Origin of the sequence: Caulobacter segnis, assembly GCF_031454995.1 — a bacterium.
Classification (GTDB): Bacteria; Pseudomonadota; Alphaproteobacteria; order Caulobacterales; family Caulobacteraceae; genus Caulobacter; species Caulobacter segnis_E.
In genome coordinates, this window is sequence record NZ_JAVDRV010000002.1 from 591963 (window position 1) to 609544 (window position 17582).

The following is a 17582-nucleotide window of genomic DNA, read 5'->3' on the forward strand; positions in this document are numbered from 1 at the left end:
GGAGGTCTTGTATAGCCGGTTCCCTCAGGTCACAAGCAGGGCTCGCTTCGGAGGTGAAATGAGGCTTTTGTTGAACGGGGAAGAACGGGACGTGGCCGGGGTGCTCACGATCGCCGATCTGGTGGCGTCGCTGGGCCTGGACGCCCGCAAGGTGGCGGTCGAGCGCAACCTCGAGATCGCCCCGCGTTCCACCTATGCCGACACGGCCCTGGCCGACGGCGACCGCATCGAGATCGTTACTTTTATCGGCGGCGGTTGATCCTGCGTATTTGAAACGCCGGCCGGCGGGGCGTAAACCAGCCCCATGAACGCGCATGTTTCCCCCGACGCCGTCGCCGCTGACACCGAAGAAACCTGGACCGTCGCCGGCCGCACCTTCCGTTCGCGCCTGATCGTCGGCACGGGCAAGTACAAGGACTACGCGACCAACGCCGCCGCCGCCCGCGCGGCCGGGGCCGAGATCGTCACGGTGGCCGTTCGCCGCGTGAACCTCACCGATCCCACCCAGCCGTTGCTGGTCGACTATGTGAAGCCCAGCGAGTTCACCTATCTGCCCAACACCGCTGGCTGCTTCACCGGCGAGGACGCCGTGCGCACCCTGCGCCTGGCCCGCGAGGCCGGCGGCTGGGACCTGGTCAAGCTGGAGGTCCTCAGCGACCCCAAGACCCTGTTCCCGGACATGGAAGAGACCCTGCGCTCGCTGAAGCTGCTGGTCGCCGACGGCTTCCAGGTCATGGTCTACTGCTCGGACGACCCGGTCTACGCCCGCAAGCTGGAAGAGGCTGGCGCGGTGGCGATCATGCCGCTGGGCGCGCCGATCGGCTCGGGCCTGGGCATCCAGAACCGCGTCAACCTGCGGATCATCGTCGAGAACGCCAAGGTCCCGGTGCTGGTCGACGCCGGCGTCGGCACGGCGTCGGACGCGGCGATCGGCATGGAGCTGGGCTGCGACGCCATCCTGATGAACACCGCCATCGCCGAGGCCAAGGACCCGATCCGCATGGCCAAGGCGATGAAGCACGCCGTCATCGCCGGCCGCGAGGCCTATCTCGCCGGCCGGATGCAAAAGCGCCTCTACGCCGATCCCAGCTCGCCGCTGGCGGGACTGATCTAGGGATCAGCCCGCTTTCGCCCTGCTGGCTCGGGTCTGCTCGATCGCCAGTTTCAGGGCGTTGATGTCGGCGCCGGGGATCAGGGTGTCGCCGACGATGAAAGCCGGCGTGCCTTGCAGGGCCAGGGTCTTGGCCAGGACCTCGGTATCCGCCAGGTGTTGGGTGACGGCCTCGCTCTCACCCGCGGCCTTGGCCTTGGCGAGGTCGATCCCCAGGCCCTTGGCGATGCGCAGCGCTCCCGCCGCGTCCAGGGCGTTCTCGGCCATCAGCGCCTTGTGGAGTTCCAGGCTCTTGCCCTGGTCCTTGGCGCCCAGCATCAGGCGCGCGGCGGCTTCGCTGTCGCGGCCGAAGATCACGAAGTCCTTCAGGACCAGGCGGATGTCCGGGTTCTTCTGGACAAGCGCGATGATCTCGGGCGCGGCGTGCCGGCAATAGCCGCAGCGGTAGTCGAAAAACTCGGTGACGGTGATGGTCCCGGCCGGATTGATCACGACGTCGCGCGGATCGCGCTCAAGCGCCTGGCGATACTGGCCGATCGCCTTCTGGGCCGAGACGGCCTGCTGGCTGGCCTGCTTTTCCTGCAGCTTCTGGCTGACCTCCATCAGCACCTCGGGATGCTCGAGCAGATAGGCGCGGACTTTTTCACCGAACGCCTTGTCGGGCTTGGCTTGGTCGCAGCCGGCGAGGACGAGGCTGGACACGGCCAGGGGCAGGGCGAGGGTCGCGGCGCGACGAAGCAGGGTCATCAAGGTCTCGAACGTCAGGAAGGCCGGCTAGCGGCCGAGGTTGGATTGCATGGCCCCGTCCTTGGCCAGGTCCTTCAGGTCCTGGTTGGAGGGGCGGGAGGCCAGGACGATGTCGGTGGCGCGACGCCAGTCGGGCGTATTCTTGGGCAGCAGCTCCCGGGCGCGCATCGCGAAGACCCGGGCTTCCCGAACGGCGCCCAGCGAGAAGTACTGCTCGGCGGTGGCCAAGCGGGCCTCGCCGTCCTTCTTCTGCTTGTCGTAGGCCTGGGCCAGCAGGCGCCAGGCGACGGTGTTGTCGGGCTCGTTCAGCAGGCTGCGCTTCAGTTCCTTGACGCCTTCCTCGACCTTGGCGGGATCGTTGAGGTTGATCAGCGTCTGGCCGAGGTTGACCCGGAGCAGGGCGGCGTCCGGCTTGAGCTGGACCGACTTGCGCTGCGGCTCCTCGGCCAGGGCGATGCGATTGAACTCGAACAGCACCTGACCCTTCAGCTCCCAAAGATAGGGATTGTCCGGGTTGTCGGTGATCAGGTCGTCGATCAGCTTCAGCGCCCGATCGGGGTCCTTCATCTGATAATAGGCGATGGCGCGCGCGTAACGGGCCGGGAAGCTGGCGTCGGTCTCCTTGTACTTCATCAAGGCGACCTGGGGATTGAGGAAGCCCTCCAGCTTGGCCTTCATCACCTCGTGCTGGGCGATGTCCTCGGGGGTGTCGACGGCGCTGAAGTGCGGCTGACGCTCGACGCGGCTGCGCAGCACCTCGATCCGTTCGGACGACAGGGGGTGGCTGCGGAAATAGGCGAAGCGGCGGGCTTGGTCGAAGACTTCCTGGTAGCGGAAGTTGTCGAAGAACTCGACGAGGCCGCGGCCGGACTGGCCCGTGGCTTCCAGGAAACCGGCGCCGGCCTGGTCGGCGCGAGACTCTTGTTCACGGCTATAGCCGAGCGCGCCCAGGGCGCCGGCGTATTGCGAATTGGCGATCAAGGCCGCGCCGCCGTCGGGCGAGCCGGCCAGGGCCGCCAGGATGCCCAGGCCCATGGTCAGGATCATGGGCTTGAGCCCGGCGCGCATCATCTCGTCCGAGCGGATCGGGTGGCCGCCGGCCAAGTGTCCGGTCTCGTGGGCGATGACGCCGCGCAGTTGATTCGGGTTCTCGGTCTGCAGGATCAGGCCGGTGTTCAGGCCCATCTGCAGGCCTTGGGTGGCGAAGGCGTTCAGGCTCTTGTCGCCGACGATCAGGATCCGCACGTTCCTCGGATCCAGACCCGCCGCCGCGAAAATCGGATCGGCGTCGTGGTGGAGGATTTCTTCGATCTCGGTGTCGCGGATCAGGGACGGGCCACCGTCCTGGGCCAGGGCGACCCGGGGAACCGACACGCTCGAGGCGATAATCGACAGCGCCGTCAGCGCGACGGTCAATCCGCGCCCAGCTTGGCGCTTCGCGGCATGCCCTCGACGCGAGGTCATCGAATGATCTCCAGATCGCGCCCCCGCGAACCCGACCAGTCTAACTTGGATCATCTAGGCGAGGGAACAAGGGGTGCGCCCGTCCTCGCGACGATTTCGGCCCGCGCCTCGGTCAAGAAGCGCGGGCCGTGATCGGCTCGACTACCGGCGCCACCAGCCGCGGCGCGGCTTTTCGGGCGGGGTGGTGATCTCGGCCGGATCCGGTTCGGCCGGAACGGCGGGTGCGGCCTCGGCGACGATCTCCGGCTCGGGCGTGGGCTCGGGCGCGGCTTCGACGACCGGGGCGGCCTCGGGTTCCGGCTCTGGCGGAACGATCGCCACCGATTCGGTAACGGCCTCGGCCACGGCTTCCGTCGTCTCGGCGACATCGGCGGCCGGCTTCTTGCCGCGCGAGCGCACCCGCTTGGGCTTCTTCGGCGCTTCCTCGACTTCCGGCAGCTCGACCCAGACATCGGCCGGCGGCGCGGAGATCACCGGCGGCGCCAGGATCGGCGCTTCGAACGGCTCGGCCGGCTCGGCGGCGGTCACAACCTCGACGGGCGAGGCGGCTTCGGCCACGGCCGTTTCGGCGACCGGCGCCTCGTCGCGGTTGCGACGACCGCGATCGCGACCACGACGGCCGCGTTCGCGAGCGGGACGTTCCTCGCGCTCGACGCGTTCGGCGCGCTCCGGACGCTCTGCGGGAGCCTCGGCGCGGGCTTCCGGCGCGGGGCGACGGCCTTCGCCGCCGTTGCCGCCAACCAGGGCGGCCGGGTCGTGCCAGGTGAAGACATTCTCGCCGAACGGGACGCGCGGACGGATCCAGACGAAGGCGTCGGTCGGACGATCGCCGTCCTCACGACCGCCACGGCGGCCGCCACGGCGGCCGCGACGGCGACGGCGACGGCGGGCGTCCTCGTCCTCGTCGCCGAACTCGGCGCGGTCTTCGGTGTCTGCGTCTTCCTCGTCGACTTCGCCGTCAGCCTCGACCTCGGTCTCGGTTTCGCGGTCGTCGCGACGACCGCGACGGCGGTCACGGCGGCGGCGGCCCTTGCGGTCGCCCCGGTCGTCGTCCCGGGCCTGCTTGCGGCTCGAGGCGTCGTCGTCGTCGGTGTCCTCGCGCTCGATATCGTCTTCGTCTTCGAGAATATCCTCGTCGTCTTCCTCGGCCTCGTCGTCATAGGCGGCGTGGTCGAAGTCATCGTCCTCGTCGACGTACGGGGCGGGCGCGACGGCGATGCGTTCGCCAAGCTCGGTGCGCTCGATCTCCTGATCGCCGGCGTGCAGGCTGTCGTCGACCACCACGGTCACGAACAGGCCGTGCGTCTCCAGCAGGCGCTGCAGGTAGGCGCGCTTTTCATTGAGGATGTAGAGGCCGACCGAGCGCGCGACCTTCAGGATCACGCTGCCCGAGCCCTTGAGGGCCTCGACCTCGACCGCGCGCAGGGCGGCCAGGGCGCTGGACTCGACCGAGCGGACGCGGCCGGTGCCTTCGCAGTGTTCGCAGACATGGGTGGTGCCTTCCAGCACGCCGGTGCGGCGGCGCTGGCGGCTGATCTCCATCAGGCCAAAGCCCGAGATCTTGCCCATCTGGATGCGCGCGCGGTCGTCCTTGAGGGCGTCCTTGAGGACCTTCTCGACCGTGCGGTTGTTCTTGGCTTCATCCATGTCGATGAAGTCGATGACGATCAGGCCAGCCAGGTCGCGCAGGCGCAGCTGACGGGCGGCTTCCTCGGCGGCCTCGCAGTTGGTCTTGAGCGCCGTGGCCTCGATGTTGCGCTCGCGCGTGGCCTTGCCCGAGTTGACGTCGATGGCGACCAGGGCCTCGGTCTGGTTGATCACCAGATAGCCGCCGGAGCGCAGCGGCACGACCGGCGAATAGATCTGGGCCAGGTGGTCCTCGATCTTGTTCTTCACGAACAGCGGGGTCGGGTCGCGGTAGTTGAAGACCTTCTTGGCCTGGCTCGGCATCAGCATGCGCATGAAGTCGCGCGCTTCCTTGTAGCCGGCGTCGCCCTCGACCCAGATGCCGTCCAGGTCCTTGTCGTACATGTCGCGGATGGCGCGCTTGACGAGGTCTTCCTCCTCGTAGATCAGCGCCGGCGCGATCGAGTGCAGCGTGTTCTCACGGATGTTTTCCCAGAGACGCAGCAGATATTCGTAGTCGCGCTTGATCTCGGCCTTGGTGCGCTTGGCGCCGGCCGTGCGGACGATCAGGCCCATGCCCTGCGGCACGTCCAGGCTCTGGACGACGCTCTTCAGGCGCTTGCGGTCGGTGACCGCCGTGATCTTGCGGCTGATGCCGCCGCCGCGGGCGGTGTTGGGCATCAGGACGCCGTAGCGGCCAGCCAGGGAGAGGTAGGTGGTCAGGGCCGCGCCCTTGTTGCCGCGCTCTTCCTTGACGACCTGGACCAGCATGATCTGCCGGCGGCGGATCACTTCCTGGATCTTGTACTTGCGCATCAGCCGGCGCTTGCGGCGCGCCAGCTCTTCCTCGACGTCGTCATCATCGTCGTCGATCGCGGTGTCTTCGCCGTTGACGTCGTCCTCGTCGTCGCCGCCCGTGGCGCGACGCGAGATCGGGGTGTCGTCCTCGTCATCGCCGGAATCGTCGCGCATCAGCGCTTCGCGGTCGGCGACCGGGATCTGGTAGTAGTCGGGGTGGATTTCGTTGAACGCCAGGAAGCCGTGACGATTGCCACCGTACTCGACGAACGCGGCCTGAAGGCTGGGTTCGACGCGGGTCACCTTGGCGAGATAGATATTTCCACGAAGCTGTTTGCGGGTCTGGCTCTCGAAATCGAACTCTTCAACCCGGGTTCCGTCCACGACGACCACACGCGTCTCTTCGGCGTGTGCTGCGTCGATCAGCATCTTCTTCGACATTAAGGAAGTCTCCACGGCGCGCGGCGGGCTCTGGGCCCGGGCGCCGATATGAATGAAGGGCGCGCGCGTCGCCGACCGTCGTCGCCCCGCCGAAGCGGGGGCGATGGGTCAGGTGCCAAAGGCGATCGGGTGCGGCGCAGCCCATTTGGGTTTTGTTTTGCCCTTACCGCGCGATGCGCGGATTGGATGTTTCGTGTCCCGCGCCAGATGGCGCGGATCGGATGGCGCGTCGTCGTCAGGAAGACGTTTGAGCCCGACGCGGGCCCCTCGATACGGCGTCTCGGTAGGCGTCTTGCCCGCTCGGTCAGCCGCATCTCGAACTATCTAGTCTGCCGCCGCGGCGTCGGAAGGGGTTCAGGACCTCTTTCGCAACCAAGGGCGGCCCGCACGGAGTCGTGACGATCACGGAACTTCGCACGCGGCGGGACTGTAGCCACATCGGCGCGGAAAAGAAAAGCTTTCCACGCTGATCGGGACTTAACCCTTTGGCTACCGCCTCGCGTGGATATTGACGATCGGTTCACCAAATCCGGCTAACGCGGACGGGTATGCGTAAGGTTCTCATCAGTCTGGCTCGCATGGGCTGGGTCCGAGCGGCCCTGATCGTCGGCGGCATGACCACCGCCGGCGTCGCGGTCGCGACCGCCCAAGGCCCCGCCGCGCCTTCTGGCGTGCAGAAAGTCCGCTTCGGCGGTGATCGCGCCGAGACCCGCGTTGTCATCGACCTGGATCGCGCCGCCGCCGGCAAGCTGCTTTCGGACGGCGCGAGCGATCAGCGTCTGGTCCTGGCGCTGCCGAACGTCACCATTTCCGGCGATCTTCAGGGCTCGGGTCAGGGCTTGGTCAAGCATTGGCTGATCGACGAGGCCGCCGGCGGCGCGCGTCTGCGCCTGGAGCTGGCCGGTAAGGTCGAAGTCCGCCGCCGCTTCCTGCTGCCGCCGGGCGATGGCGCGACCGCCTATCGCTATGTCATCGACCTCAAGGCGGTGGACGGCGGGGCCGCCATTCCGGCCGCGCCCCAGGCCGCGCCGCGCCTGGCCCTGGCCAGCGCGCCGATCAAGGCCGCGCCGCTGCGACTGAAGAAGGTCATCGTCATCGACGCGGGCCACGGCGGCAAGGACTCCGGCGCCCTCGGCGCGAACGCCTTCGAGAAGGACGTCACCCTGGCCACGGCCAAGGCCTTGAAAACGCGGTTGGAGAAGACCGGTCGCTATCAGGTCGTCCTCACCCGCGAGACCGACACCTTCGTTCCGCTGGAAGGTCGCGTGCAGATCGCCCGCCGGGCGGACGCAGACCTCTTCATCTCGCTGCACGCCGACTCCGGGCCCGATGTCAGCACGCGCGGCGCGTCGGTCTATACGCTGTCCGAGAAGGGCGCCGACCGGGTCGGTCTGGTGCTGGACAAGAACGACTGGCTGATGAAGGCCAACCTGCCGGGCCGCGACCGGGCGGTTAGTCAGATTCTGCTAGACCTGTCGCAGCGCGCGACCAAGAATCGCTCGGCCAGCTTCGCTCAGTTGCTGCTGGCCAATGTCGGCGAGGAAACGGCTCTGCTGCGCCGCAGCCATCGCGACGCGGGCTTCTTCGTGCTGCTGGCGCCGGACGTGCCCGCGGTCCTGCTGGAGATGGGCTTCATCACCAATCCCGAGGACGAGGCGTTCTTGACCAACAAGGCCAGCCGCGCGCGCCTGGTCGACGCGGTCGGCGACTCCATCGAGGCCTATTTCTCGGCGGACGTCCGCAAGTCCTGACCGAAAGGTCCGCTTCCCCTTTCGTGCGCCGCGCTCTAATCACTGGAGCGACCGTTCGCGCCGTGCGCCGGACGATCGAAGTTTAGGTGTGCGGCGGGCGAGGGCGTCCGCCTCGACGGAGGTCGCGTGGATCTGAAACCCAGCGAACGATGGATGGCCATCGCGGGCGTGGCGGTGCTGTCGCTCATCGCCGTCGCGGGCTTCGCGATCGCGATCTACGCGGCCTGGCTGTTCCACGACATGCCCGACGCCGGCGAGCTGCAGGATTATCGTCCGCCGACGGCCACGCGTGTCTACGCCTGGGACGGCACCCTGATCGGCGAGTACTCCAAGGAACGCCGGATCTTCATCCCCTACGACCAGATCCCGCCGCAGCTGGCCCAAGCCTTCCTGGCAGCCGAGGATCGCAACTTCTTCACGCACGCCGGCGTCGATGTCGGCGGCTTGTCGCGGGCGATGATCAAGAACGTCGGCAACGCGATCGCCGGCCGGCGGCTGGAGGGCGGCTCGACGATCACCCAGCAGGTGGCCAAGAACGTCCTCCTGACCAGCGACCGCACGGTCGGCCGAAAGTTCAAGGAAGCCATTCTGGCCAGCCGCCTGGAGCAGTCGCTGACCAAGCAGCAGATCCTCGAGCTGTATCTCAACGAAATCTGGCTTGGCTATCGGTCGTTCGGCGTCGGGGCGGCGGCCTATAACTATTTCGGCAAGTCCTTGCCGGACTTGACGCTGGCCCAATGCGCCTATCTGGCGTCGCTGCCCAAGGGGCCGGACAACTACCATCCGATCCGCAACAAGGCCAAGGCGATGGCCCGTCGCAACTGGGTCCTCGGGCAGATGGCCGAGGAAGGCTGGATCACCAAGGCCCAGGCCCAGCAGGCCATGGCCGAGGACCTCGTCGTCCAGGCCGCGCCCAAGCGCGCCGCCTATCGCGACGCCGACTATTTCGTCGAGGAAGTGCGTCAGCGCGGCATGGCCACGCTCGGCCCCCGCCTGAACGAAGGCGGCTACTACATGCGCACGACGCTGGACCCTCGCCTGCAGACAGCCGCCCGCATGTCCTTGATGGACGGCCTGGAGCGCTATGACCGCCGGCATGGCTGGCGCGGCGCCTGGGGGCACGTGGAGCCGACCGACCTCAACTGGGAAAAGACCGCTCTGGCCAAGCCGATTCCGTCGGAGCGGGGCGCCTGGCGTCCGGCCCTGGTGATCTCGAACGGCGGACAGGTGCGTCTGGTGAAAGGCGAGGGCGAGGGGCAGATCGTCGGTGACGACGTGACCTGGGCCAAGGCCGGCAAGGGTTTGAAGGCGGGCGATCTCGTCTTCGTCGAGAAGGCGCCTAGCGGCGGCTATCGCCTGCGCCAGGTGCCGGCGGTCAACGGCGCCCTCGTGGCCATGGAGCCCTATACGGGCCGGATCGTGGCCCTGGTGGGCGGCTACAGCTATTCGCTGTCGAACTTCAACCGCGCGACCCAGGCCAAGCGCCAGCCAGGCTCGTCGTTCAAGCCGTTCGTCTACGCCACGGCGCTGGAGAACGGCTATACGCCGGCCAGCGTCATCGTCGACAGCCCCATCACCCTGAAGGGCGCCAACGGCCAGGACTGGAGCCCCGAGAACTACGACAAGGAGTTCTATGGGGCCCAACCCCTTCGCAAGGGCCTGGAAAAATCGATCAACGCCATGACTGTGCGCCTGGCCCAGGCCGTGGGCATGCGGAAGATCATCGACTTCTCCAAGCGCGCCGGCGTCGTCAAGGACATGGACCCGGTGCTGGCCATGGCCCTGGGGGCGGGGGAGACCACGCCGTTCAAGCTGACCGCCGCCTACGCCCCGTTCGTCAACGGCGGCCGTCGGATCGATCCGCACCTGATCGAGCTGGTGCAGGACCGAGAGGGCAAGGTCATCTTCCGCGCCGACAAGCGCGACTGCGAGCGCTGCAACGCCGGCTTCAACGGCGATGAGAGCCCGCGCTTCGCCGCGCCGGGCGACCAGATCATGGACCCGGTCACGGCCTACCAGATCACCTCGATGCTGCAGGGCGTCGTTCAGCGCGGCACCGCCGCCGCCGTCAGCTCGCTGGGCCGTCCGCTGGCCGGCAAGACCGGGACGACCAACGAGTATCGCAGCGCCTGGTTCGTCGGCTATTCGCCCAACCTGATCGTCGGCGTCTTCTTCGGCTTCGACGACAATCGCTCGCTGGGCGAGGGCGAGACCGGCGCGGCCGGCCCCGTGCCGGTGTTCATGGACTTCATGAAGGTCGCCCTGGAAGGCCAGCCGGTCGTCGACTTCAAGCCGCCCAAGAACGCCAAGTTCGCCCTGGTGCGGGGCGTCCGCGAGGCTTTCCGACCGGGCACCGAGCCCAAGGTGGAGGTCGCGCCGACCGGGCCGATCCCGTACAACGAGCTGACGCCGGGCCTGCCGCCGGTTCCGCAGCCCCCGGCCCAGCCCGGCAAGCCGCCGCAAAAGGTCGATCCGCTGAGCGGTCTCTATTGATCTCATTGCGCGTGGCGGCGACGCAGGCTAGAGCCTGCCCGGTTCAGATTTTCAAAATCTGAACCGGATCAGCAGGCTCTAGAATCAAAAGTTTAGAGCGCGCCCGAGCGGGTTAACCGCGCACACTTAACCCTGGCGCGCTCTATCTCCCGCGCCCTTCAACACTGTCACGGAGTTACGTGATGAGACCGGATGTCGAGGCCGCCGCGGCCGACATCGAGCAGTCCGTGGGACTGCTCAGGAGGCGTCTTTGACTGGGACGTCGCCCTCCGCAAGCTCGATGAGCTGAACGCCCGGGTCGAGGACCCGACCCTGTGGGACCGTCCGTCCGAGGCCCAGGCGGTCTCGCGCGAGCGCGCCAGCTTGGCCGCCAAGGTCGAGGCGGTGCAATCGATCGAGCGCGATCTGAAGGACGCCGTCGAGTACGCCGAGTTGGCGGACATGGAAGGCGACGAGGAGTCGCTGAACGACGCCCGCGTACAGCTTAAAGCCCTGAAGGACCGCGCCGGTCGCGCGGAACTGGAGGCCTTGCTGTCGGGCGAGGCCGACGGCAACGACGCCTATATCGAAATCAACTCTGGCGCCGGCGGCACCGAGTCTTGCGACTGGGCTGGCATCCTGCTGCGCATGTACACCCGCTGGGCCAACGCCCACGGGATGCAGACCGAGCTGATCGAAGAGACCGACGGCGACCAGGCTGGCATCAAGTCGGCCACGCTGCTGGTCAAGGGTCCCAACGCCTATGGTTGGCTCAAGACCGAGGCCGGCGTGCACCGCCTGGTGCGCATCAGCCCCTACGACAGCAGCGCCCGCCGCCACACCTCGTTCGCCTCGGCCTGGGTCTATCCGGTGGTCGACGACACGATCGAGATCGAGATCAACCCGGCCGACGTGCGCACCGACACCTATCGGGCCTCCGGGGCCGGCGGGCAGCACATCAACAAGACCGACTCGGCCGTGCGTCTGACGCACATTCCGACCGGCATCGCCGTCGCCTGTCAGGCGGGCCGCTCGCAGCACCAGAACCGCGAAGAGGCCTGGAAGATGCTGCGCGCGCGCCTCTACGAGGCCGAGCTGCAAAAGCGCGAGGCCGCGCAGCAGGCGCTGGAAGACCAGAAGACCGACATCGGCTGGGGTCACCAGATCCGCAGCTACGTCCTGCAGCCCTACCAGATGGTCAAGGATCTGCGGACCAACGTCGAGACCTCCGACACCCAGGGGGTGCTGGACGGCGATCTCGACGCGTTCATGGGCGCGGCCCTGGCCCAGCGGGTCGGCGCCACGCGCGACGCGGCCGAGGCCTAAGGCCTCCCGCCGTCGGGCCGTGAAAACCGAAACGCCCCGGAGCGATCCGGGGCGTTTTGTTTGTCAGGCCTCGACCGAAGCCGCCGCGATGGCCAGGACTTCCGGCTCTGGGGTCGGCTGAATCGGCGAGGGCGGGCGCTGGAACTTCAGGCTGCGGCCTTGGAAGAAGGCGCCCGACTCCATCGACAGCTGTTCATGGGTGATGTCGCCATCGACATAGGCGGTGCCGTAGAGGCGGACCTGCTTGGCGATAATCGAGCCGACAATGCGGCCGCGCACCTCGACGAGGTCGGCCTGGACACAACCCTCGACATGGCCGGTTTCGCCGACGCTGAGGCGCGCCACGCGGACGTCCCCGCGCAGAATTCCATCCAGCTGCAGCTCGCCTTCGCCCTCGATGCAGCCCTCGATCGTCAGGTCCGCCGAGAGCAGGGAGGCCGCTTTTGGCGTCGGGCGGCGCGCGGCGTCGGCGGGGTTGCCGGAGGGTAGGCTCGCCGCCGTCTCGGCGCGACTAGAGGCCTTGGGCCCCGACTTAGCTTGTTTGCTGAACATACTCACCAGCCCTCAAGAAGCGGTTGGGGTTCTGGGCCTTGCCATTGACCCAGACTTCGTAATGCAGGTGCGGACCGGTCGAGCGGCCCGTCGACCCCATCGCGCCGACGCGCGAGCCGATCGCCACCCGCTGGCCGACGCGGACGCCGATCGAGGACAGGTGCGCGTAGCGGGTCTTGAAGCCGCCGCCGTGATCGATCTCGACCGTGTTGCCGTAGCCCGCGCGGACGCCGGTGTACGAGACGACGCCGGGAGCGGTCGCCATGATCGGCGTGCGCATGGCGCCCGGGAAATCGAGGCCCGAATGGAAGGCCGGGCGATGGGTGAACGGATCGAAGCGGACGCCGTAGCTGGACGACAGCGCCGGATTGCTGGTCGGCTTGTAGAAGGGAAGCTTCTTCACGGCCGCGCCCAGGCTGCGCATGTCGGACATGTCGTTGGCGGCGTGCTGGATTCGGCTGGCGAATTCCTCGTCGACATCCAGGACGGCGGCGAGGGCGCGGGGGTCCTTGGCCTCGATCAACGGGCCACCCAGCGAGACTCCGCGTCCGGTGAACCCGCTGGCGTCGAGGCCCGCCATGCGCATGGCCAGGCGAAGGCGTTCGGCGCGACTCTTGGCGAAGCCCTCGGCGGCGTCGATCAGGCGCTCCTGGTCCATCCGCGTGGCCTGGATGCGCTCAACCGGGCTGGCCGCCAAAAGGCGCGGCTTGGCGACCTTCAGCGCGTCGGCGGCGCCGGGAACACCGCGGAAATCGGAAACCAGCAGGGCGAGGGCCGCGTGGCGTTTCTCGACCGAGGTGGCCAGCTCATCGAGCGAGCCATTGGTGGCCGACAGCTGCGCCACGGCGCTGTTCAGGCGGGCCTCGCGATCGGCGTTCAGCCGCTCATAGCGGGCCTTCTGCTTGATCATCTGCTGATCAGCGGAGCTGACCGAAAGGGCGTTGATCAGCATCGCCGCCGTGCAGACGCCCATCCAGAGCGCGCCGACCGCGACGCCGCCCGCACCGATCAGCTGTTTGTTCGTGGACAGAACATAGCCGCGCATCTCGCCGCCAGAGCGGACGTAGACATGCCGTTCAGGGAACAGAGCTTCGAGAGATTGCCGCAGCCGCTTAAAGCGCTTGATCGCCATCGTCCCAGGAAACCCCCCGTTTCAGGTCCGGGGGATATGGAACGATAAAACGCTAACGTGCAAGACTCTTCGCGCCCTGAAAGGACGCGAGTCGCGAAAAGTCATTTTGCGCCTCGATCCTTAACGTTTTCTGACCCGCGAGGGTACACGTTAACCGCGTAAGCCGTGGAAACGCCACAGGTTGAGGCGCGGATACAACACCCGCGCCGCGCAAGCGTTCCTCGGACGCGCGAACTTACTTAATGGCCTTGGCGGCGTTCATGACCGCCTTGATGTGGCCGGGCACCTTCACCTTGCGCCAGACCTCGCGCACGACGCCCTCGCGATCGATCAGGAAGGTCGAGCGGTCGATGCCCATGTACTTGCGACCGTACATGCTCTTCTCGACCCAGGCGCCGTAGGCCTCGACCACGTCGCCCATCGGATCGGCGGCCAGTTCGATGGTCAGGTCGTGCTTGGCGCGGAACTTGGCGTGCGAGGCGGCGCTGTCCTTGGACACGCCGATGATCACCGCGCCTAGTTTCTGAAACTCCTCGACCTCGGACGAGAACTGTAGCGCTTCGGAGGTGCAGCCCGCCGTGTCGTCCTTCGGATAGAAATAAAGGACGATGTTCTTGCCCTTCAGGGCCGACAGGCTGACGCGACCGGTGTCGGTCGGGAGGTCGAAATCAGGGGCCTTGTCGCCGGGCTGCAGCATCGGTCTCTTCCTCGATCACTCGAAACAGGTGAGGGGCCGGACGGGCCGGTTAAGTCCGTCCGGCATACGATAACTAAACGGGCTTCACCAACACGATCTTCTTCTTGCCGGCGGCGAGCTTGACGACGCCCTCCACGAGATCCGCCGAGGTGATCGTCCGGTTGGCGTCGGCCTCGGCCTTGTCGTTGACCTTCAGGCCGCCGCCTTGCGCCAGGCGACGCGCCTCGCCACGCGAACCGGCCAGACCCGCGTCGGCGAAGAGGGCCGCCAGCACGATCCCGGCCTCCAGGTCCGCCGCTGGAACCTCGAAGGTCGGCAGGTCGGCGGACAGCGCGCCTTGCTCGAAGGCCTTCTCGGCGGCGTCGCGGGCCTTGCGGGCCTCTTCCTCGCCGTGGGCCATGCGGGTGGCCTCGTCGGCCAGAACCTTCTTGGCCTCGTTGATCTGGGCGCCTTCGAGGGCTTCCAGCTCGGCGATCTTTTCGAGCGGCAGGTCGGTGAACAGCTTCAGGAAGCGGCCGACGTCGGCGTCCTCGGTGTTGCGCCAGAACTGCCAGTAGTCGTAGGGGCTCAGCTGCTCGGCGTTCAGCCACACCGCGCCGGCCGCCGTCTTGCCCATCTTGGCGCCCGAGGCGGTGGCCAGAAGCGGCGTCGTCAGGCCGAAGGCGCTCTTCTGGTCGACGCGGCGGGTCAGCTCGACGCCGTTGAGGATGTTGCCCCACTGGTCCGAGCCGCCCATCTGCAGCACGCAGCCGTGGGCGCGGTTCAGCTCCAGGAAGTCCACCGCCTGCATCAGCATGTAGTTGAACTCGAGGAACGTCATCGGCTGTTCGCGCTCGAGGCGCAGCTTGACAGAGTCGAAGGCCAGCATCCGGTTGACCGTGAAGTGCACGCCGTATTCGCGCAGGAACTGGACGTAGCCGAACTTCGACAGCCAGACGTCGTTGTCGACCATGATCGCGTCGGTGGGCCCGTCGCCGAAGGTCAGGAACTTGGCGAAGACCTGCTTGATGCCGGCGATATTGGCCTGGATGTCGGCGTCCGACAGCAGCTTGCGGCTCTCGTCCTTGCCGGTCGGGTCGCCGACCTTGGTCGTGCCGCCGCCCATCAGGACGATCGGCTTGTGGCCGGCCTGCTGCAGGCGGCGCAGCAGCATGATCTGGATCAGGCTGCCGACGTGCAGGGACGGCGCGGTGGCGTCGAAGCCGATGTAGGCGGTGACGATCCCGGCCGAGGCGGCCGCGTCCAGCTCCTCCGGATGGGTGATCTGGTGGATATAGCCGCGGGCCTCCAGGGTTCGCAGGAACTCTGACTTGAAGGACGACGCGGCGGACATGGATCGACTCTCTATTTGACTTGGCGGGCCGTCTAGCACGGCGGGATTGGATTGTGAGGCTTTCATTTCAGACTCCGGGGAGGATGCCGGAGCGCATGATCGACTGGAAAGAAAGCGACCCCGGCGAGGCGGGGGCTAAGCGACGTGTCTGGTCGGCCTCCCGCTATGGCAGCGGGCGGTAATAGGGGCGGGCCAGGACGAAAGCGTCGATCATGGGGCCTAGCTACCGTTTCGCGGCCGTGGCAGTCAACGCTCCCATGAAAATCCTGGGATTCATGACCGGCACCTCGCTGGACGCGGTCGACATGGCGGTGCTGGAAACGGACGGCCACGACATTCAGGCCTTTGGTCCCGCCGGCGAGCGCAAGCTGCGCGAGGAAACCCGGGACTTGCTGCTGGTCGCCACCGAGGTCGCCCGCGGCTGGCCGCGTGGCAAGCCCGCGCCGGAGATCTTCACCGAGGCCGCCCTGGCGGTCGCGGACGAGCATTTCCACGCCGCGGAGAGTTTTCTGGCCGAACACGGCCTCGCCTGGAGCGAGTTCGATCTTCTAGGCGTGCACGGCCAGACGGTGCTGCATGAGCGTCCGACGCCCGAACGGATCGGCCGGACGGTCCAGTTGCTAGACGCCGAGCGCCTGGCCAAGGCTAGCGGGCGGCCTGTGGCGTTCGATTTCCGCACGGCCGACGTGGCGGCGGGCGGGCAGGGCGCGCCCCTGGCCCCGATCTACCACGCCGCTCGCGCCCGCGCCTCGGGCCTCTCCGCGCCGGTGGCGGCGCTGAACATCGGCGGCGTGGCGAACATCACCCTGATTGGAGAGGGCGACGACCTGTTGGCCTTCGACACGGGCCCCGGCAACGGGATGATCGATCTGATGCTTCAGGAGCGCGGGCTGGGCCGTTTCGACGAGAACGGCCGCCTGGCCGCCGCCGGCCGCGTCGACCAGGCCATCCTCGACGCCTTTCTGGCCAGCGACTACTTCGCCGGGCCCGCGCCCAAGTCCCTGGACCGCTACGACTTCCCGCTGGACCTCGTCGAGCCGCTATCGGCGGAGGACGCGGCCGCTACGCTCGTCGCCTTCACGGCGGAGGCGGTGATCAAGGCCTTCGACCACGGCGCGCGGCCCAGCGCCCTGATCGTCTGCGGCGGCGGCCGTCACAACCCGCAGATCATGCGCGCCCTGACCGAGCGCGCGCCCGTGCCCGTGAAGACCGCCGAGGCCTTCGGCTGGCGTGGCGACAGCATCGAGGCCGAGGCCTTCGCCTATCTCGCCGCCCGCACGGCCAAGGGCTCGCCGATCAGCTTTCCCGGGACCACGGGCGTCCCAGCGCCGATGACCGGCGGACGGATCGTCCAGCCCTAAACGAAAAAGGCCTCCCGGAAGGGAGGCCTTTGAAGCGTTTGGACCTGACGTCCTAGATCGGATTTTCGGCCAATCGCTTGTCGAGATAGTCGCTGACGCTTTTCTCGACGCTGGGCAGGTGCTCGGTCCAGAAGTGGCTGGCCTTGTCGATGACCTCGTAGTCGATCGTGATGCCCTTCTGGGTCCGCAGCTTGGTGACCACGCGCTCCACCTCGACCGGCGGGGTGATGGTGTCGGCCGAGCCCGTCAGGAACAGTCCCGAGGCCGGGCACGGGGCCAGGAAGCTGAAGTCGTACATGTTGGTCGGCGGCGACACCGAGATGAAACCGTCCGTCTCCGGCCGACGCATCAGCAGTTGCATGCCGATATAGGCGCCGAAGTCGAAGCCGGCGACCCAGGTCTGGCTCGCGGCGGGGTTCGAGGTCTGCAGCCAGTCCAGCGCCGTGGCCGCGTCGGCCAGCTCGCCGATGCCGCTGTCGAACTCGCCCTGGCTACGGCCCACGCCTCGGAAGTTGAAGCGCAGAGTCGCGAAACCACGCTTCATGAACAGGTGATACAGCTGCACCGCGACCGGATGGTTCATGTGACCGCCGGCCTTGGGGTGCGGGTGCAGGATCAGGGCGATTGGCGCCGTCTCGGTCTTGCCGGGAGAATAGCGACCCTCGATCCGTCCAGACGCGCCGGTCAAAATCACATCAGGCATGTCATCCCCTTCAGCTCGACAGCGGCCGAAGATCCGACGATTGGGTCGCCAGAATACTTGACCGCCGC

General features: G+C 67.4%; 16 protein-coding genes. 6 read left to right on the top strand and 10 right to left on the bottom strand.

The annotated features are described in order from the left end of the window. The first annotated feature begins 58 nt into the window (after positions 1-58). Together thiS and J2728_RS08985 are read left to right on the top strand one after the other, a co-directional pair. Complete coding sequence (thiS, locus tag J2728_RS08980) at positions 59-259, top strand: sulfur carrier protein ThiS (protein ID WP_309998459.1); 201 nt, start codon at positions 59-61, stop codon at positions 257-259. Positions 260-304: 45 nt separating this feature from the next. Then, positions 305-1114: a thiazole synthase gene (locus J2728_RS08985; protein WP_013079289.1), complete on the top strand. Its 810-nt coding sequence runs from the start codon at positions 305-307 to the stop codon at positions 1112-1114. Between the two features lie 3 nt (positions 1115-1117). Here J2728_RS08985 and J2728_RS08990 read toward each other — a convergent pair whose 3' ends face one another. The 4 genes from J2728_RS08990 to J2728_RS09005 form a co-directional block, all read right to left on the bottom strand. Beyond that, positions 1118-1858 carry a DsbA family protein gene (locus tag J2728_RS08990; protein ID WP_309998463.1) on the bottom strand — a complete coding sequence of 247 codons (741 nt, stop codon included), beginning with the start codon at positions 1856-1858 and terminating at the stop codon, positions 1118-1120. Positions 1859-1885: 27 nt separating this feature from the next. After that, entirely contained in the window at positions 1886-3322 is a 1437-nt protein-coding gene (locus J2728_RS08995; RefSeq protein ID WP_309998465.1) for a M48 family metalloprotease, read from the bottom strand. A gap of 141 nt (positions 3323-3463) precedes the next feature. Continuing rightward, the gene (locus tag J2728_RS09000; RefSeq protein WP_309998466.1) at positions 3464-6187 is read right to left on the bottom strand and encodes an Rne/Rng family ribonuclease; all 2724 of its coding nucleotides are present in this window, start codon (positions 6185-6187) and stop codon (positions 3464-3466) included. Next, positions 6111-6332, bottom strand: a complete 222-nt coding sequence (locus J2728_RS09005) for a hypothetical protein (protein WP_309998467.1) — start codon at positions 6330-6332, stop codon at positions 6111-6113. Before J2728_RS09005 ends, J2728_RS09000 begins: the two co-directional genes overlap by 77 nt. A 403-nt stretch (positions 6333-6735) precedes the next feature. Between J2728_RS09005 and J2728_RS09010 the strand changes: the two genes are divergently transcribed. The 3 genes from J2728_RS09010 (at position 6736) to prfB (ending at position 11736) form a co-directional block, all read left to right on the top strand. After that, the gene (locus J2728_RS09010; RefSeq protein WP_309998470.1) at positions 6736-7938 is read left to right on the top strand and encodes an N-acetylmuramoyl-L-alanine amidase family protein; all 1203 of its coding nucleotides are present in this window, start codon (positions 6736-6738) and stop codon (positions 7936-7938) included. A gap of 126 nt (positions 7939-8064) precedes the next feature. Then, a complete protein-coding gene (locus tag J2728_RS09015; RefSeq protein WP_309998472.1) occupies positions 8065-10431 on the top strand; it encodes a penicillin-binding protein 1A in 2367 nt (788 codons plus the stop codon). A gap of 182 nt (positions 10432-10613) precedes the next feature. After that, a protein-coding gene (prfB, locus tag J2728_RS09020) for a peptide chain release factor 2 (protein ID WP_309998474.1) occupies positions 10614-11736 on the top strand; the annotation gives its coding sequence in 2 pieces (ribosomal slippage) (positions 10614-10682 and positions 10684-11736; 1122 coding nt in all). Between the two features lie 63 nt (positions 11737-11799). Here the strand turns inward: prfB and J2728_RS09025 are convergent. The 5 genes from J2728_RS09025 to J2728_RS09045 form a co-directional block, all read right to left on the bottom strand. Beyond that, positions 11800-12288, bottom strand: a complete 489-nt coding sequence (locus J2728_RS09025) for a bactofilin family protein (RefSeq protein WP_309998476.1) — start codon at positions 12286-12288, stop codon at positions 11800-11802. Beyond that, the gene (locus J2728_RS09030; RefSeq protein ID WP_309998479.1) at positions 12269-13420 is read right to left on the bottom strand and encodes a M23 family metallopeptidase; all 1152 of its coding nucleotides are present in this window, start codon (positions 13418-13420) and stop codon (positions 12269-12271) included. The genes J2728_RS09025 and J2728_RS09030 overlap by 20 nt, the downstream gene beginning before the upstream one ends. Positions 13421-13655: 235 nt before the next feature. Further along, a complete protein-coding gene (locus J2728_RS09035; protein WP_309998481.1) occupies positions 13656-14117 on the bottom strand; it encodes a peroxiredoxin in 462 nt (153 codons plus the stop codon). Positions 14118-14190: 73 nt separating this feature from the next. Next, positions 14191-15516 (bottom strand): tyrosine--tRNA ligase, encoded by a 1326-nt coding sequence (tyrS, locus tag J2728_RS09040; RefSeq protein ID WP_309998483.1) that lies wholly within the window; start codon positions 15514-15516, stop codon positions 14191-14193. Between the two features lie 97 nt (positions 15517-15613). After that, positions 15614-15664 carry a hypothetical protein gene (locus J2728_RS09045; RefSeq protein ID WP_024265744.1) on the bottom strand — a complete coding sequence of 17 codons (51 nt, stop codon included), beginning with the start codon at positions 15662-15664 and terminating at the stop codon, positions 15614-15616. Positions 15665-15707: 43 nt separating this feature from the next. Here J2728_RS09045 and J2728_RS09050 point away from each other — a divergent pair, with 43 nt between their 5' ends. Then, positions 15708-16811: an anhydro-N-acetylmuramic acid kinase gene (locus J2728_RS09050; RefSeq protein WP_309998484.1), complete on the top strand. Its 1104-nt coding sequence runs from the start codon at positions 15708-15710 to the stop codon at positions 16809-16811. Positions 16812-16863: 52 nt separating this feature from the next. Here J2728_RS09050 and J2728_RS09055 read toward each other — a convergent pair whose 3' ends face one another. Next, complete coding sequence (locus J2728_RS09055; RefSeq protein ID WP_304280040.1) at positions 16864-17514, bottom strand: alpha/beta hydrolase; 651 nt, start codon at positions 17512-17514, stop codon at positions 16864-16866. Between the last annotated feature and the right edge of the window lie 68 nt (positions 17515-17582).

What these genes read in the sequence shown, in the direction of transcription:
- thiS (WP_309998459.1), top strand. Translation starts at nt 59, where the DNA reads ATGAGGCTTTTGTTGAACGGGGAAGAACGGGACGTGGCCGGGGTGCTC.
- J2728_RS08985 (WP_013079289.1), top strand. Translation starts at nt 305, where the DNA reads ATGAACGCGCATGTTTCCCCCGACGCCGTCGCCGCTGACACCGAAGAA.
- J2728_RS08990 (WP_309998463.1), bottom strand. Translation starts at nt 1,858, where the DNA reads ATGACCCTGCTTCGTCGCGCCGCGACCCTCGCCCTGCCCCTGGCCGTG.
- J2728_RS08995 (WP_309998465.1), bottom strand. Translation starts at nt 3,322, where the DNA reads ATGACCTCGCGTCGAGGGCATGCCGCGAAGCGCCAAGCTGGGCGCGGA.
- J2728_RS09000 (WP_309998466.1), bottom strand. Translation starts at nt 6,187, where the DNA reads ATGTCGAAGAAGATGCTGATCGACGCAGCACACGCCGAAGAGACGCGT.
- J2728_RS09005 (WP_309998467.1), bottom strand. Translation starts at nt 6,332, where the DNA reads ATGGGCTGCGCCGCACCCGATCGCCTTTGGCACCTGACCCATCGCCCC.
- J2728_RS09010 (WP_309998470.1), top strand. Translation starts at nt 6,736, where the DNA reads ATGCGTAAGGTTCTCATCAGTCTGGCTCGCATGGGCTGGGTCCGAGCG.
- J2728_RS09025 (WP_309998476.1), bottom strand. Translation starts at nt 12,288, where the DNA reads ATGTTCAGCAAACAAGCTAAGTCGGGGCCCAAGGCCTCTAGTCGCGCC.
- J2728_RS09030 (WP_309998479.1), bottom strand. Translation starts at nt 13,420, where the DNA reads ATGGCGATCAAGCGCTTTAAGCGGCTGCGGCAATCTCTCGAAGCTCTG.
- J2728_RS09035 (WP_309998481.1), bottom strand. Translation starts at nt 14,117, where the DNA reads ATGCTGCAGCCCGGCGACAAGGCCCCTGATTTCGACCTCCCGACCGAC.
- tyrS (WP_309998483.1), bottom strand. Translation starts at nt 15,516, where the DNA reads ATGAAAGCCTCACAATCCAATCCCGCCGTGCTAGACGGCCCGCCAAGT.
- J2728_RS09050 (WP_309998484.1), top strand. Translation starts at nt 15,708, where the DNA reads ATGAAAATCCTGGGATTCATGACCGGCACCTCGCTGGACGCGGTCGAC.
- J2728_RS09055 (WP_304280040.1), bottom strand. Translation starts at nt 17,514, where the DNA reads ATGCCTGATGTGATTTTGACCGGCGCGTCTGGACGGATCGAGGGTCGC.